This is a genomic window from Halobacillus campisalis (assembly GCF_030345335.1).
Taxonomy (GTDB): Bacteria; Bacillota; Bacilli; order Bacillales; family Halobacillaceae; genus Halobacillus_A; species Halobacillus_A campisalis.
The window spans coordinates 734,157-749,458 of sequence record NZ_JAPVRC010000001.1; the positions used below are offsets into that span (position 1 = coordinate 734,157).

Annotated in this window: 14 protein-coding genes and 2 tRNA genes; 3 read left to right on the forward strand and 13 right to left on the reverse strand. The window is 37.5% G+C overall.

The window, feature by feature from the left end; genetic code table 11:
* Positions 1-52 precede the first annotated feature (52 nt).
* The 3 genes from O2Q26_RS03690 (at position 53) to O2Q26_RS03700 (ending at position 5,066) form a co-directional block, all read left to right on the forward strand.
* Positions 53-3,349, forward strand: coding sequence for an nSTAND3 domain-containing NTPase (locus O2Q26_RS03690; RefSeq protein WP_289214604.1), 3,297 nt, complete (start codon positions 53-55; stop codon positions 3,347-3,349).
* A 227-nt stretch (positions 3,350-3,576) separates the two neighbouring features.
* Positions 3,577-4,032 (forward strand): ImmA/IrrE family metallo-endopeptidase, encoded by a 456-nt coding sequence (locus O2Q26_RS03695; RefSeq protein ID WP_289214605.1) that lies wholly within the window; start codon positions 3,577-3,579, stop codon positions 4,030-4,032.
* A gap of 14 nt (positions 4,033-4,046) precedes the next feature.
* The gene (locus O2Q26_RS03700) at positions 4,047-5,066 is read left to right on the forward strand and encodes a tyrosine-type recombinase/integrase (protein WP_289214606.1); all 1,020 of its coding nucleotides are present in this window, start codon (positions 4,047-4,049) and stop codon (positions 5,064-5,066) included.
* Positions 5,067-5,265: 199 nt separating this feature from the next.
* Here O2Q26_RS03700 and O2Q26_RS03705 read toward each other — a convergent pair whose 3' ends face one another.
* The 13 genes from O2Q26_RS03705 to sdhB form a co-directional block, all read right to left on the reverse strand.
* Positions 5,266-5,925, reverse strand: coding sequence for a restriction endonuclease (locus O2Q26_RS03705; RefSeq protein ID WP_289214607.1), 660 nt, complete (start codon positions 5,923-5,925; stop codon positions 5,266-5,268).
* Positions 5,926-6,174: 249 nt separating this feature from the next.
* Positions 6,175-6,248: transfer RNA gene (locus tag O2Q26_RS03710), tRNA-Arg, on the reverse strand.
* Between the two features lie 17 nt (positions 6,249-6,265).
* Positions 6,266-6,339, reverse strand: a tRNA-Gly gene (locus tag O2Q26_RS03715).
* A 140-nt stretch (positions 6,340-6,479) separates the two neighbouring features.
* Complete coding sequence (locus O2Q26_RS03720; protein WP_289214608.1) at positions 6,480-7,007, reverse strand: metallophosphoesterase family protein; 528 nt, start codon at positions 7,005-7,007, stop codon at positions 6,480-6,482.
* Between the two features lie 14 nt (positions 7,008-7,021).
* Complete coding sequence (locus O2Q26_RS03725) at positions 7,022-7,618, reverse strand: XTP/dITP diphosphatase (protein WP_289214609.1); 597 nt, start codon at positions 7,616-7,618, stop codon at positions 7,022-7,024.
* 4 nt (positions 7,619-7,622) lie between these two features.
* Positions 7,623-8,390 carry a ribonuclease PH gene (gene rph / locus O2Q26_RS03730; RefSeq protein WP_289214610.1) on the reverse strand — a complete coding sequence of 256 codons (768 nt, stop codon included), beginning with the start codon at positions 8,388-8,390 and terminating at the stop codon, positions 7,623-7,625.
* Between the two features lie 120 nt (positions 8,391-8,510).
* Complete coding sequence (locus O2Q26_RS03735) at positions 8,511-9,590, reverse strand: GerMN domain-containing protein (protein ID WP_289214611.1); 1,080 nt, start codon at positions 9,588-9,590, stop codon at positions 8,511-8,513.
* Positions 9,591-9,673: 83 nt separating this feature from the next.
* Positions 9,674-10,495 (reverse strand): glutamate racemase, encoded by an 822-nt coding sequence (gene racE, locus O2Q26_RS03740; protein WP_289214612.1) that lies wholly within the window; start codon positions 10,493-10,495, stop codon positions 9,674-9,676.
* A 21-nt stretch (positions 10,496-10,516) separates the two neighbouring features.
* A complete protein-coding gene (locus O2Q26_RS03745; RefSeq protein WP_289214613.1) occupies positions 10,517-10,966 on the reverse strand; it encodes a MarR family winged helix-turn-helix transcriptional regulator in 450 nt (149 codons plus the stop codon).
* A 154-nt stretch (positions 10,967-11,120) separates the two neighbouring features.
* Positions 11,121-11,345, reverse strand: coding sequence for a helix-turn-helix domain-containing protein (locus O2Q26_RS03750; protein ID WP_253934480.1), 225 nt, complete (start codon positions 11,343-11,345; stop codon positions 11,121-11,123).
* A 94-nt stretch (positions 11,346-11,439) separates the two neighbouring features.
* Positions 11,440-12,087 (reverse strand): response regulator transcription factor, encoded by a 648-nt coding sequence (locus tag O2Q26_RS03755; RefSeq protein ID WP_289214614.1) that lies wholly within the window; start codon positions 12,085-12,087, stop codon positions 11,440-11,442.
* Positions 12,084-14,408 carry a sensor histidine kinase gene (locus O2Q26_RS03760; RefSeq protein ID WP_289214615.1) on the reverse strand — a complete coding sequence of 775 codons (2,325 nt, stop codon included), beginning with the start codon at positions 14,406-14,408 and terminating at the stop codon, positions 12,084-12,086. Before O2Q26_RS03760 ends, O2Q26_RS03755 begins: the two co-directional genes overlap by 4 nt.
* Positions 14,409-14,534: 126 nt before the next feature.
* Complete coding sequence (sdhB, locus tag O2Q26_RS03765) at positions 14,535-15,299, reverse strand: succinate dehydrogenase iron-sulfur subunit (RefSeq protein WP_253934483.1); 765 nt, start codon at positions 15,297-15,299, stop codon at positions 14,535-14,537.
* Positions 15,300-15,302 lie beyond the last annotated feature (3 nt).

A 15,302-nucleotide genomic window follows, 5' to 3' on the forward strand; every position in this document is an offset into this window, starting at 1 on the left:
AGTACGTGATAAGGGGATAACTCTTACTATAGAATATTTAGATTCTATTGCAATGGAAATAAATTTGCACCATAGAGACCTAGCGAAAGAATATTTAGGGCTTCATCTAGATACAGGACAGGTGGTTTCAATAAATAGATTTATTGAAGAATATAATAAAGCTGCACAGGGTATTTCTACTCCCCTTGATAACGTATTTCTACACCGTGAATTTGAAAGAGAAAAACTTCTTAATGCTATTCAAACAAATGATTTCACTATAATATCAGGGCCACCAGGAGTGGGGAAAACCAAATTAGCAATTGAGACAATTAAAAGCTATATAGAAGAAAACCCAGATTATAATGCTTACTGTATTTCATATAAAAGTCATACTTTAATTGAAGATCTTTATCAAGTAATTAATCCTAACCATAATAATATTTTGTTCGTAGATGATGCTAACCGGATAGATGCTTTTCAGCAAATAATAGGTTACTATCGTTCCATTAGAAAGGGTAACTTAAAGATTATTATTACACTTAGAGATTATGTAATTCCAGATATGCAGTGGCTTCACAAAGAACTCAATGCAACACAAATTAATGTGCCAAAGCTTAAAGATCAGCAAATTATAGATATAATTGAAGCAGATTCATTTCGCATTTTGAATTCTGAATATCAAAAAGAAATTCTTCGAATTGCAGATGGTAATCCCCGGCTGGCAATCATGGCTGCATTATTGGCGAAAACAAAGCAAAGAATAAGCGCTCTATATGACGTTTCTTCTCTATTTGAAAAGTATTTCTCTAACTTCACCCTAGATAAAACTGAAGTTATTAGCAATCAGGATATAAAGTGTTTAGGTTTAGTGGCTTTTTTTCATACCCTCCCTTATAAAGATAAGAATGTACTATTACCTATCCTTAAAAGTTTCAATTTAGACTATTATAATTTTATTGAGACCATGGATAAACTTGCAAAGAGAGAAATAATTGACATTCAATTTGAACATGTAAAAATTCCTGAGCAGAATCTCTCGACCTATTTCTTTTATAAGTGCTTCATAAAAGATGAAATGCTCTCCTTTACAGTTCTATTGTTTAATTACTTTCCTTCATTTGAGTCAAGGTTTAGAGATTGTGTAATTCCGTCAAACAACACTTTTGGCCCTAAGAACGTTATGGAAAAATTAAGACCTCTGTTACAAAAATATTGGGAAACAGCGAAGCTTGATGAGAATGACTCTTATAAGTTTTTAGCTGTTTTTTGGCCATACCTAAAAGAAGAGTGTTTCGAATTTTTATATAATTTAATTTCTAGATTACCCTCTGATAATTCTCTAGAGTACAACGTCACCTATGAACGCAATCAATTCACTTATAATAGAAACAAAACCATTACCCTTTTTGGACAACTATTTAGATCTCTCCCAAACGATATAAAAGATGCTCTAGCATTAGCAATGGAGTTTACAAGAAAATGCCCTGAGTACTTACCAGAATTAGTTTTTGAAATTAGAGAAACACTTACTTTTGATAAAGAGGACGAACTAATAAATTTTGAAAGACAGAAGACGCTTTTCGAACTACTAATAAACGGTTTTAAAACTGTCGATAAATTATACATTGTGTTGTTTTATGAATTAGCGAAAACCTTCTTAGAATCTTCATTTCACCAAGTCAAAGCTGGAAAAAATCTAACCATAAGTTTTTATGATTATCCACTTCCAAACACAACGGCAGTACAAGAATTTCGATCAAATATTTGGCATGCTTTAATTGATAACTATAAAGATTTTCCTGCTAAGTCTATAGAAGTAATAAAACATTACATTAGCAACAATAAAAATAAAAGGATTAAACAAATCGATGAGTTCGATATGTCTTTTTTCTTACAATTGATTCAAGAGCACTTCACGAATACAATTTTTGACCATTGTGATATTGTTCAAGAATATATTTCTTTGTGCAGATGGAACTCTATAAAAAACTCGAATTTCACCTTTCTTTCGAAGTTTTACACAAACGATACTTATGAAATGTATTTAATAATTGACTGGGACAGATTAAGAGACAAGGAAATATTTGATTTTGATGACTACAGAGAATACGAGAAATTAAAAGAAAATCAACTCCGAAGTTATTTTAAGTTTAGTTCAAGAAAAGATATTGATGAATTTTACAAGGATTTCTTATTTTTAAAAAAGAAATTAAAAAACGATTGGAATTCTTTAAATACATTAGATATTATAATTGATGAAACTTTCTCTAATAACTTTGAAATGGGTCTCTATTTATTAAACCTTATTATTAATGACAACAACTCAATAAACTACATTCCTAAATTAGCATTAAAAAATCACCTTAAAAATAAGACGCACGCTAACGAAGTTTACGCAGTAATTCAAAATAAAGATTTCTATGGTAAAACAAATTGGCAATTTTCGTATTTTGAAAATATTGACATCTCTTTCGTTAACATTGGAGAAATTACTAAAGCTCTGGAGAAGTGCGATGAGGAAGTAACTATTAATTTTCACGTATTAGAGAAGTTTCTTGAAATAGAACCTAATTTGTTTGACGGATTACTAAAAATAATTGTTGAGAGAAACTCTTCCAATAGTAATCCGATAATCCTTCGGGAAGAAATATTCACTCTTTATTTTAATAAGTTAAATATAGAGTTTGATATTATTTTTAAAGCCTATATACAACAGGCTAAGCTAAATGCCCATTTTGATTATAATGGAACTGGCTTAATTAATATCTTGAATAAAAAACCAAGTTATTTAACTCCTTACTTAGATACTATGTATCAAGATAAACAAAGAAATTATGAGCACAACGATCTTAGCTTTATCTGGCAAATCAGCGGCATTTCTCATGAAATTGAAAGGGCGTTTGATTCTATTTTAGATAGATTACCTTTCTTTGGAATACTTAGCCATCCCCTCAATAATTTATTTGAAGATCTTAAGAGTCCTTTTAAAACAAATGCTGAAACATTCATACTAGATTATGTTAAAAAGAATTTTGATAATAGAGAGAAAATGAATGTCATTATAGATATTGTACTCCATTCTATGGATTACATGTTTGAAAGCGTTTTGTTACAATATCTTAACCATAATAAAAGCACAGAAGATTTTTCAAAGATTTGGTGGGTAGGTAATGGTGGTACTTATAATGGTGATGTAATTATCGGAGATATTGAAGCTGTTAAATGGCGTAATTTGCTATCAATGGTAGATAATTTTCAATTAGGTATTGAAATAATACCACTTAAAAAGTATATAAATGATAGAATTGAAAATTGTTTAAGAGATGCTAACAATGAGAGAAAAAATAATTTTTTAAGGAAATTCTAAACATACAATAACTAATGCTTCTCACAATATTTTCAAAAGTCATAGTTGGGATGTTAGATGAAACATTCGTACTATAAGCAAGGATGATAGTATTATTTTCACACAGTACAAACTCCTCCCTGCTCATCCTTAAACTTAATAAAATACCCATTCAATTTATGGATGGGTATTTTTATTTGCAATAACAGAACATTTGTTCGTATAATATTTTCAATGAAGGTGACAGGATGAATTTCTCACAGTATACGATAACAGCACTAGAAGATTGGGTGTCCAACTGGTACATAAAGCACACAATTGAATCACGATATGCACGATTTGGAAGGTACGAAGAAATCGTTATTAATTCCACTAAAGATCCATTAATTCAACGCGAACAATTCTTTCATGAATTTTGCCACGCCCTACGTCATGTAGGAAAACAAACAATGATGCCTGAAGCCTTTAGAGAGCTACAGGAGCGAGATGCTCGTAACTTTACTCTATATGCTGCTCTTCCCTATCACATGATTAAGGAGTATAACCTCAAGGATCCTGAAATTATTGGAAGATTGTCCCTAGATTTTAAAGTGGCCCCTGAATTATATGTGGAGAGACTCGATCAAATCCAAAGAAGATACATCTCAGCAAGGCAAGAGAAATGTCACACAAAAATTACTGAAGATCATTTACGGTACTTGTAAAGGAGGTTAAAGCTATGGGAAGCATTGAGAAACGCGGTAAGGGCTCTTTTCGTCTTTCGGTTGTTACTGGATATGATGCAAAAGGAAAAGCTATCAGAGAGCGCAGAAACGTTAAAGTAAGGAATAAGACTCTAGCAAGGCAAGAACTGGCTAAATTTGAGTCAGAAGTGCTTTCTGGCGATTATACTAAGCCCACCTATACAAAGTTAGAAGATTTTTATGAGGAATGGCTTACTAATTATGCAGAAGATCATTTTGCACCTCGTACAAAAAACGAATACATTAATATTATTCAGAAAAGAATTCTTCCCCAGTTAGGTCATCTAAGACTTATGGATATTAAACCTATGCATGTTGTTGACTTTATCGATCAATTAAAGAAGGGTGAGAGCCGTTTTGATGGTAAAGAGGTTCCATTGTCCTCCTCCACTATTCGAAACTGTTACAAAGCTCTTAACAGCCTTTTATCGGTCGCAGCTGATTTTGGATTAATTAAAAACAACCCTGCGAAAAATATTAAGCTCCCTACGAACTCAAACAAGAATGCTATATCTTTCTCTAAAGGTACGATTGATTACATTATTGAATGTATTGGTAACGAACCATTCGAGAAGCAGGTCATGTTCTGGATTGCATTCGTCACAGGTTGTCGGGAAGGTGAATTAGTCGCTATAGAGGGTCGTCACATCCTACCTGAGAAAAGTGCTATTCGGTTTGAACAATCTCTGACTCAAGTTAAAGGTGAAGGATTAAAAGTGAAATCAATTAAAAATGGCATGGATGGTACGGCAGCCGTTCCAGTAGAATTAATGACCATGATTGATAAGATAGTTAAAGAGAAGAAAAGGCACTTTATGAAGCTCAGGGATCGTTGGTATGACCCAGAGCACCTATACCTCTTCTCTGATGAATTGGGAAAGCCAATGCGCCCGGATAGTGTTAGTCAATGGTGGGGGCGTTTTAGAAAGAGGTATGATATCGGAAACGTTCGATTCCATGATTTGAGACACTACTCTGTTACTTATTTAATTTAGAAGAATGTTCCTACTAAATCCATTAGTCAGAGAGTACGTCATAGGAAAATCGGGACAACCATGGATATTTACGGTCATCATATTGAGGAAGTGGATCAGTTAGCTGCAACTCATTTTAGTGAGTTTTTTAATAAAAACCACTCTGCTGAAAACTAGAATCAAAGGAAAGCTGAAAGCCTGAATAGCTTCCAGCTTTCCCCTATATTTTCTTTAAGACTAAACCAAAGTTTTCTGCTGTACACTGTTTCTCAGTCACCTTTTCAATTAACTTTACTAATTGAGACCCATTAATTAAATCTATAGGTTTATCCAAAACATATTTTCTTGCTTGAAGTGTATATTCCCCAGTCGTTATAAAAAAGCCAATTTCAGCTTTACAATCAATTACTGCACTATGAAACTGTTGTATTTTTGGTCTAGTTACTTTTGTTTTGTCGTAACGTTTACACTCTACAATTGCGCAATAATCTCCTTTTCTTAATACAATGTCTTTCCCTCCATCTCCTGTTGCTTTGGTAACTTCAGCTTCGTAGCCCATTTGCAAAAACAGGTCACAGATAAAATACTCAAATTCTAAAGGAAGCATTTTCTTTAAATCAATAAGGTTACCTTTTCTTTTTAACACAATTTTTCTCTCGTGAGCAATTAGTTCTTCTTCTATTATCTTTTTCTTTATTCGGTGATTACGAAAAAGAGTTACAAAAACAATAATTGCGAAGATCATTGTCAGCCATGTCAATGGAGATAATGACATCAGCCAATAAAAAAATTTTTCGATTAATATTGTCACATATATAAATAATGTAATGGCCAGTAATATCGGTAAATATCCAAATGAAGTTCTTCTCCGTCTTCCCACTTTCAATCACCTCTATAATAGTATGATCATAAAATGGACTTTGAAATACCAAAATTATTCAAAGGGAAGATTATTCTCCAATTTATTTTTATAAGAGGTAAGAATACAACGTAAGATTCCATTGGATAAAAATCCTGCCCCAATTCTGCCCCAAAAGGCGGTTTAGAGTTTCACCAGCCCCAATCCTTTCAAAACAAGAAAAACGCTGAATCCCTTGATACACAAGAGATTCAGCGTTTTATTAGTTAGCGTCCCAGGAGAGATTCGAACTCCCGACCCACAGCTTAGAAGGCTGTTGCTCTATCCAGCTGAGCTACTGGGACAAAATATGTAATTTAATTGGAGCGGGTGAAGGGAATCGAACCCTCATCATCAGCTTGGAAGGCTGAGGTTTTACCACTAAACTACACCCGCATATTTTATTCTACTGATTTTCTAGAAAAGTTCATGAATATGTATTTAATAAAGCAATTTGTAATTGCTGTCCTGTTTTTTCGGACAAGAATAAGTATATTAATTATCAGCGGATTTGTCAACAGTCTTGCAGCAAAGAATTAATTCTCTGCTGCAAGTGATGTTTCCATTCTTAGTTCAGGCATCGGCTCACCGTTGACGTGATAGTATTGCAGGCTGATTTTATCATTACTTTGCCATTCTAAAATTGCATAAGACGGTTCCTTATGATCTCTCGGTTCGCGAGCGCTACCTGGATTGATCAGGAGTTTTCCGTTTACTTTTTCTGCTCCGGCCATGTGAGAATGTCCAAAGCAGGCGATTTGTGCACCTACTTCTTCCGCACGATAAGATAATGGGAGCAATGTTGATTTAATTTGATGCAGGTGGCCGTGAACGACAAGGATTTTGATATTACCGACCGGCACTACTTGTTCGTTTTCCATTTCCGGTTCAAAATCGCAGTTGCCTTTCGCATAATAAAATCCTTCAAGTTCTTCTGAAGCATAAGCCAACTCTGAGTCACCGCAATGAATCATAGCATCTACTTCATGCTGGTGACGCTCTTTAATTTCAATAACCTTGTCCGTAAGACCGTGTGTATCACTTACAATTAATACTTTTGGCATTTAGAATCACCTCTTTAGAAATGTTCTTGTATCCATTCTTCAATTTTCAGAATCGCTTGTTTACGGTGACTGATCGAGTTTTTTTCTGTTGAACTATGTTCTGCCATTGTACGATTGGAATGGAGAGGAATAAAGATCGGATCATATCCGAACCCTTCGTTTCCACGTGGAGCTTCAGCGATTGTACCTTCACATGTTCCTCTTTTCACAAATGTACTAAGGCCAGGTCGAGCTACAGCTACTGCACAGACGAAACGTGCAGTGCGTTCTTCCGCAGGGGTGCTTTTCAACTCATGAAGGACTTTTTCTAAGTTCTTCTGGTCATTTTTGTCTTCGCCTGCATAGCGGGCAGAATAAATGCCTGGTGCTCCGCCAAGAGCGTCGATTTCTAAACCGGAGTCATCAGCAGCGACTGGTATTTGAAATTTTTCTGCAATGGCTTCTGCTTTTATTATTGCATTTTCTTCAAACGAGTCTCCATCTTCGACAATATCTCCGATAGGCTGTTCAAAATCCAATAATGACTTCACTTCGATGTTGTAATTGGCAAACATCGTACGGAACTCTTCCACTTTTCCAGCGTTTTTAGTAGCAATCACCAATTGTTTCATATGATTACTTTCCCGCTGCTTTTGAGGATTGTTTAGATTCGATTGTTTCCGACCATTTACCAATAGCTTCTTTTTGCAATGTAATCAGTTCGGTTACACCTTCTTGAGCCAGCGATAGCATCTCTTGAAGTTGATTCATCGAGAAAGTAGCTTCTTCCCCTGTCCCTTGAAGCTCTACGAATTCTCCCTGTCCAGTCATGACTACATTCATATCTACATGAGCCTGGCTGTCTTCCTCATAGCAAAGGTCGAGAATTTCTTTTCCATCTTTTAAAACCCCTACAGAAATCGCCGTCAAAAAATCTTTAACAGGGAGTTCTTTAATTGTACCCTTATCTACCATCTTTCCAAACGCAAGAACGACAGCTACGAACGCACCGGTTATGGATGCTGTTCTTGTACCGCCATCAGCCTGGATGACATCACAGTCCACCCACAAAGTGCGTTCACCGATTTTATCTAAATCCACTACAGCACGCAGGGCACGACCGATCAGACGCTGGATTTCCATCGTACGGCCAGAGACTTTCCCTTTAGAGGATTCTCTTATATTTCGTTGCTCAGTAGCTCTTGGGAGCATAGCATATTCAGCTGTGATCCAGCCTTTTCCTTGTCCACGGAGAAAAGGGGGAACACGATCTTCTACACTTGCATTACAAATTACTTTTGTATCTCCAAAGCTTATTAATACAGACCCCTCCGGGTGTTTTACATAGTCCGTTTCAATTGTAATTTTTCTAAGTTCATTGACTTCACGCTGATCACTTCTCATCGTAAACGTCCTCCCTTTCCATTCTTCCTTTTATCCTTGACTATCTTAACATAATAAGCTTCTGCTTTGCATAAACAATGAGAGCCACTCTTATTTTAGAGTGGCTCTTTAACCGAAACTTTATAAACTTTCAGCTTCTTTTATGTCAGATTTCGTTACAGGTTCACTAATTGGTTCTCCAGCTTCATTTAATACATCCTCTACTCCTTCTACCATCACTTCCACTGACTCTACGTCTGGCAGACCTGTCAAACTCATCACTAAGCTTGATAAGGCTTCATTCGACAGAGCCTTTGTTTCTTCACCGGTCAGCATCGCTTCATTGAAAGTGACTGACAGCACTCCGTCCTTCATCTCTGCCTTACTTACTTCCGCTCCTTCATTAAAAGGCTGCATAAGCGATGTGCCAAGTGCGGGGCCATTCAGGAGGGTTTGTACTACAGTTGTATATAAATCCTCTCCGCTGGCTACTCTCGTTGTTACAGGGACCTGATAAACTTCTTCACCATCCTGCTGACTCGGATAATACACAGTCACTGGTTCACTGTTCACTAAATCATTCGTTGAGCTTTCCTGTACATTGATCCCGTCAGAACGGGAAACCCCATCGGATATTGGGGTTCCGCTCACAGGCATTGTCTTCTGTTCATGGCCATTGATCCATAATTTGATTCTTTCCACATTATCGAACTGCGTAAGAGTGAAGGTCATAGCTTGTAAAATTTCCTCTTCATCTTCCGCTTCATATTCTTGGAATTCTTTCGAAACATCAACAGTCATTGTCCCATCTACCAGGTTCACTCCCTGAATTTGCGTTCCTGCTGGAAGTACGGCTTCAAAGCCTGATGGGAGAAGTTCAGTAACTGGCCCATCTTTGACCAAGTATTCTAATGATTGTCCGGCCACATTTTCAGAAGCCGGTATTTCAAGCGTCTGCGGTACAACCATTCCGTTGGAGTCAAGAAGATATAATTCTCTTTCAACTGTTCCGGAAGTTTCTTCTTCAGTACCTTCCCCTTCCTCACCTTCTCCACTTTCCGTTTCAGTTTCTTCGGTTATTGTATCTGTACTTGCTGCTTCTTCTTCAGGAGGACCATCCATTTCCTCCAGGGATTGCTCCCCCTCAAAGAGGCAGCCAGTCAACATACCCATGCTCAGAAGAGCTACAATTGTTAATGGCTTAATTCCCCAAGTTTTCATGCCTTTCCCTCCCATGATAGTTTGTACTACCATATATACGAGCTTTTTGAGGGATTAGACCAGCCGAACAAAAAAACTCCACATTAATTTGCGGAGCTTTGTATCGGGTCCAGGCTGACGTAGTTAAGCACTTGAATCGGTTCTTCAAACCAGCGATTCGCCACATGGCGGAATTTCTCTGTGTCACCCGTTGTATAAAATTCGTGAACAGGACTTCTGTTCCCTTGCTCTAAAGACCTGTGATAAGCAAGAATCAAACTGGCTTCTCTTGCCGTTTCTTCTCCAGAACTGATAACTTGAATGTGAGAACCCATCTCCTTTTGAATCAAATCTTTTATAATAGGATAATGGGTACATCCAAGAATCAGCGTATCGATATTTTTTTGATTTTTAAAAGGCTTCAAGGTTTTCGAAACGATCTCTTCTGCTTCAGGACCTGATAGAACGCCACTTTCTATCATCGGGACGAACGACGGACAAGCCAAACCATCTACGACAATACTTTGATCGATTGTCCGAAGGGTATGAGGATACGCTTCACTCTTGATTGTGCCTTCTGTACCAATAACACCGATTTGTTTGTTTTTGCTGTTTTTAATCGCCGCTCTTGCGCCAGGCTCAATAACTCCTATAACGGGAATAGAAAGCGTTGATTGAAGCTCACGCAGAGTATAAGCCGTAGCCGTATTGCACGCTACGATCAGCATTTTAATGTTTTTTTCTAATAAATAATGGACCATCTGCCAAGTATAACGCTTCACTTGTTCTTTTGGGCGCGGGCCATACGGGCACCTGATCGTATCTCCCAGATATATGAGTTTTTCATTAGGAAGCTGACGCATCAACTCCACGGCCACGGTCAGCCCTCCGACCCCTGAATCTATAACTCCTATAGGCTGTTCCAAGCATATCCCTCTTCTCTGCGTCTACTTAGATGTGTGTAGCATGTTATCATGCAGAAGACTCAATAATTTATTTAAAGTTTCCACGTCATCACTTGGCATTTCAGTTAAGACTTCTTTAAGGTATTCCTGCCTCTTTTCAATCACTTCGTGGATAATCTGTTTTCCTTTATCTAAAACGTGTATACGAACTACCCGGCGGTCTTTAGGATCACGGACCCGCTCCACCAGTTTATTCTTTTCCATACGGTCCACTAGATCTGTTGTTGTGCTGCATGCTAAATAAATATGGTCTGATAACTCACCTATCGTCAGATCACCTTTTTCAAGCAGCCACTGAATAGCTACAAACTGAGGGGCTGTTATTGGATACTGGTCAAGAATTTCTCTTCCTTTTTGTTTAATAATTCCTGATATGTACCTTAATTCTTTTTCAACATTGGCTATTGACGCCGCGGGATGTGATTCGACCACTTACAGCACTCCTAACAAATTGTTCTATTCTATATATCTTACTTTTTTTGAGATAAATATCAAGCTAAACTTTCTAAAAATGAAAACCCTCCCAGGCATAGACAATCTAATACCTGAAAGGTCTTTGCCTGCTATCTAGCATGGCACATCAAAGCTAAAGCTTCAATTCACCCATTCGCAGTAATTCTACTACAGCTTGAGACCTGCCCTTAACGCCCAGTTTTTGCATGGCATTAGAAATATGGTTTCTAACCGTCTTTTCTGAGATGAACAGTTCTTTAGCAATTTCTTTTGTTGTCTTGTCTTGCACCAATAGTTCAAAAACTTCGCGCTCGCGTTTAGTCAGAATCTGTGCTGGCCTATAGCCCTCCTCCTTCACAAGCGAACCCCTCCTTGTTGTCTAGAGCTCTGTACGGAGGGAATTATTTAGTCATTGTATCGTATGAAGGTAGGGGTGACCATGTGCCGTTCATTTACGTTTTAGATACAAGACCTAACTCCTGAGCTTTAAATAAGGCCTCAGTTCTCGACTTTACGGACAATTTATTGAATATACCCGTTAACGTATACTCTACGCTGCGCTGTGACATATGAAGGGTTTGAGCGATTTCCCGGTTTGTCAAACCAGAAGATACTTCTCTTAGTATGGACTGTTCCTTTTCATTTAACGAAAGTCGAGCTCCTTCTTTTTCAGAGATATCGCTCACGCTGGCTTCAGACCGCCTCAATTGTTTGAAAAGGTGAAGAGGAATGACGACTTCATCTCGAAGTGCACAGCGAATTACATTAATAAGTTGCTCACTAGAAGCTGTTTTACTAACGAACCCGTTGATATTCGCTTCCACCAGCATATTAAAATGAGTACTCAAGTCAAACCCTGTATAAATAAGAATGGCTAAATCCGGGTGGTCCTTGCGTAAATCCTTCGCTAAATCGACACCGCTCATTCCAGGCATATATAAATCAAGGAGCACAATATCATAAATTTGGTGTGCAAGTGTCGCCTCTGCCTCCTCAGCTTGATCGATGACATCTACCTGCATGTCCTCCTCTTGTTCCAGCATGGCTTTGGTTCCAGCACCGACCGCTGGGTGGTCGTCCACTATGAGTACACGAGTCATACTTTTGCCTCCTTTCTTGAGTTATAAGGGAAAGTAACCATTGATTTGAATCCTTGATCCGGCGAAGTATCAATATGCAAACGGCCGTTTAAGCCGTGAACCCTTTGTTCGATTCCTGATAATCCGATATGAGAGAAAAGATCTCGTTGAAATGAATAATCCATGCCCTGCCCATCATCAGAGTAAAGTAAAGTAACCTCTTCACTTAAATTGGAAAGACTGAGTTTAACAATTTTCGCTTCAGAATGTTTCATCGCATTGGACAATAACTCCTGGACAATTCGAAAGATTGCTAGAATCCGCTCCTGATCAAGCTCCGCATCAAAGTTATCATGTGAAAAGTATACCGTGAAATTAGACCTAAGCTGATATTGCTCAATAAGGTCCTCTAACGAATGTACCAATCCGAGTTCCTCAATAAAAGCTGGCCTTAGCTCATTACACGTTTCTCTAATCAAATGTATACTATCCAATATCGACTCCTTGAACATATTAAGTTCCGTTACAAGAGTCTTCGGTAAGTCTTTACGTTTGCTGACTAAATCATCCATCCTACGGTAAAGATAAAGCTGTTCCTGCAAAACAGTATCGTGAAGGTCAATTGAAAGTTGCTTCCTTTGGTTTTCCGCGATCGTAAATAAAAGCCTTGATAACCATGCTGGATATTGTTGAGTCTGATCACTTCGAAGGGTTCGCAGCTCTTTAAGCAGATCTTCAATGAGATTCATATTTTCAATAGCAATATTGGCATTATGAGATATCGTCTGAAGATACGTCTTCTCATCCCGATTTAACCTGGTGAAATCCTTCTTCCCTCTACACCAGAGCATTGTAATTTTTTCTAAAGAATATCCAACGATGACCCCGAACCCTTTTTCAGTCTCAATAATGGAGCCGATATCATAGCTGTGATGGGTCAAATGATAATCGACATGCTCGATATAGTCTTCAGGAATTGGATCGTATACACAATAAAGCGGTTTTTTGTTGTGTTTTGAATAAATATAAATCTCTCTAACGTTTAGTACATTGCTGATCTCATTTCTCAATACTTTCATTAAGTCGACCGCATTTGTCTGGTCTTTCATATCTTTGGACATGCGGTGCATACTCTCTTGATAACTATAACGAGCAGCGAATAGATACTGCTGAAGCTTAAAGTCCAATATTTCCTTTAAAGAAAGAAACACGATGAGCAAAACGTTGATGATAAAGTAGATCTCGATATAATGGACAACTGAAACGCTGTCTCTAAGGAATAAGACTAAAGCGATAGTAATCAATAAGCTTGGAATTGATGAAAGAAATAAGTAGTATCGCAGTCTTCCCATATAAAAGTTAATATCGATCAGTCGTTCACGTGTAATTAAATACATAAAAGTAACAGGCAGCGCTGTCAAGAAAGCCCCTGCAAATTCAATAGGAATGAACTTTGTATCCAGCAGTAAAGCAGGAATCAAGTACAAGAAAATATACGGAAAAAAGCCTACCGTCATCCCTATGCTTACATACTTGAACAACGTACCATGGGAATGATTCCGGTGAATAAATAATCCTCTGAAAATAATAAAAAAAGAAATAATATATAATCCCAATAAAAAGATTCGAGGAACATAGTAATAAACTGACGGGTATTGGTTCGTCAATATAAAATAACCTTCCAGTAAGGTTACGGCTCCAACCAAAATATATAATACTTGATACCAATTTTTTGAAAACCAATACACTCCAAGTTCCGAGAAATATTTATACAAAAAGTGTATCAATACAACGGGAGCAAGCAAAAACAAAAAAACATTGATGAATAAACTGTAGAAGTCAGCGCGTACCGCTCCACCATTGCTGATATAGCCAACAGCTATCATTAAAAAGAACAGCATGAGCAAATTCGCAGAATAACGTTTATTTACTTTTTTATTTACAAGGTGCGATATCCACAGTACGAACAACAGAAAAATAATCGGCAATATAATGAAAAATGCCCAATGTGTTGCAGAAGACTGTTCGATTTGTTCATAACTTAGAAATTCTCCATCATGATTCAATGTAAAAGAATTTGCGTTTTCCAGTGTTTTAAACATGGTAACTGTGTAATGTTCTCCTGGACTTTCTCCATTCACATTTTCAACGGTCGCCCCTAAAGGAACCTGCTGCTTGTCACCCCAGCTATCCCCGTTAATATGGGTGATTTCAAATTGTTCCCCATTCTTTTCGAGTTCGATGCCCAGAAAAGGCTGTGTGACAGAAACAAAAATAATATAGCTGGCAGATCCTAGTACAAATAATAGAATCAATAACTCTTTTGTATTAATCGAGCGCATAGATAAATCCACCTTTATATATGTCAATCCATTCTATTATACTACTACAATAATAGCGGGCAACCCTGACACACAAAAAAATACCTCTGCTCAATGAGCAGAAGTATTTTTGATAAATAAATTGATTTAAACTCTTTGGTCACTTCCGAAGAAGCTTTTGAAAGATTCAATCGCTGTATCACGATATAACGAAGCGATAGAAGTTGTAAGCGGGATACCTTTAGGACATGATTCTACACAGTTCTGCGCATTACCACAGCCCATAATCCCTTCTGCATCCATAATCGTTTGGAGCCTCTCACTCTTATTCATCGCACCTGTCGGGTGAGAGTTGAATAAGCGAACTTGTGAAAGTGCAGCTGGACCAATAAAGTCCGATTTACTGTTAACGTTAGGACAAGCTTCCAAACATACACCACAAGTCATACACTTAGATAGCTCGTAAGCCCATTGTCTTTTACTTTCAGGCATTTTCGGTCCAGGACCAAGATCGTGTGTACCATCAATAGGAACCCATGCTTTCACTTTTTTCAAAGAGTCGAACATACGGTTACGATCAACGGCCAAATCACGATTGATCGGGAAAGTCGACATAGGTTCTAAGCGGATAGGCTGGTCTAATTGATCGACAAGAGCGGTACAAGACTGTCTCGGCTTCCCATTAATAATCATTGAACATGCACCACAAACTTCTTCTAAACATCCCATATCCCAATAGACAGGTGTCGTGGTCTTCCCTTCAGCATTAACTGGATTCCGACGAATCTCCATTAAAGCAGAAATAACGTTCATATTATTACGATAAGGAATCTCAAATGTTTCCTCATACGGCTGGGAATTCGGATCGTCCTGTCGTGTGATTATAAACGTAATGTTTTTTTCTTCACTCATGAT

What these genes read in the sequence shown, in the direction of transcription:
- rph (WP_289214610.1), bottom strand. Translation starts at nt 8,390, where the DNA reads ATGAGAAGTGATCAGCGTGAAGTCAATGAACTTAGAAAAATTACAATT.
- O2Q26_RS03735 (WP_289214611.1), bottom strand. Translation starts at nt 9,590, where the DNA reads ATGAAAACTTGGGGAATTAAGCCATTAACAATTGTAGCTCTTCTGAGC.
- O2Q26_RS03720 (WP_289214608.1), bottom strand. Translation starts at nt 7,007, where the DNA reads ATGCCAAAAGTATTAATTGTAAGTGATACACACGGTCTTACGGACAAG.
- O2Q26_RS03725 (WP_289214609.1), bottom strand. Translation starts at nt 7,618, where the DNA reads ATGAAACAATTGGTGATTGCTACTAAAAACGCTGGAAAAGTGGAAGAG.
- sdhB (WP_253934483.1), bottom strand. Translation starts at nt 15,299, where the DNA reads ATGAGTGAAGAAAAAAACATTACGTTTATAATCACACGACAGGACGAT.
- O2Q26_RS03700 (WP_289214606.1), top strand. Translation starts at nt 4,047, where the DNA reads ATGGGAAGCATTGAGAAACGCGGTAAGGGCTCTTTTCGTCTTTCGGTT.
- O2Q26_RS03760 (WP_289214615.1), bottom strand. Translation starts at nt 14,408, where the DNA reads ATGCGCTCGATTAATACAAAAGAGTTATTGATTCTATTATTTGTACTA.
- O2Q26_RS03755 (WP_289214614.1), bottom strand. Translation starts at nt 12,087, where the DNA reads ATGACTCGTGTACTCATAGTGGACGACCACCCAGCGGTCGGTGCTGGA.
- O2Q26_RS03690 (WP_289214604.1), top strand. Translation starts at nt 53, where the DNA reads ATGGAAATAAATTTGCACCATAGAGACCTAGCGAAAGAATATTTAGGG.
- O2Q26_RS03695 (WP_289214605.1), top strand. Translation starts at nt 3,577, where the DNA reads ATGAATTTCTCACAGTATACGATAACAGCACTAGAAGATTGGGTGTCC.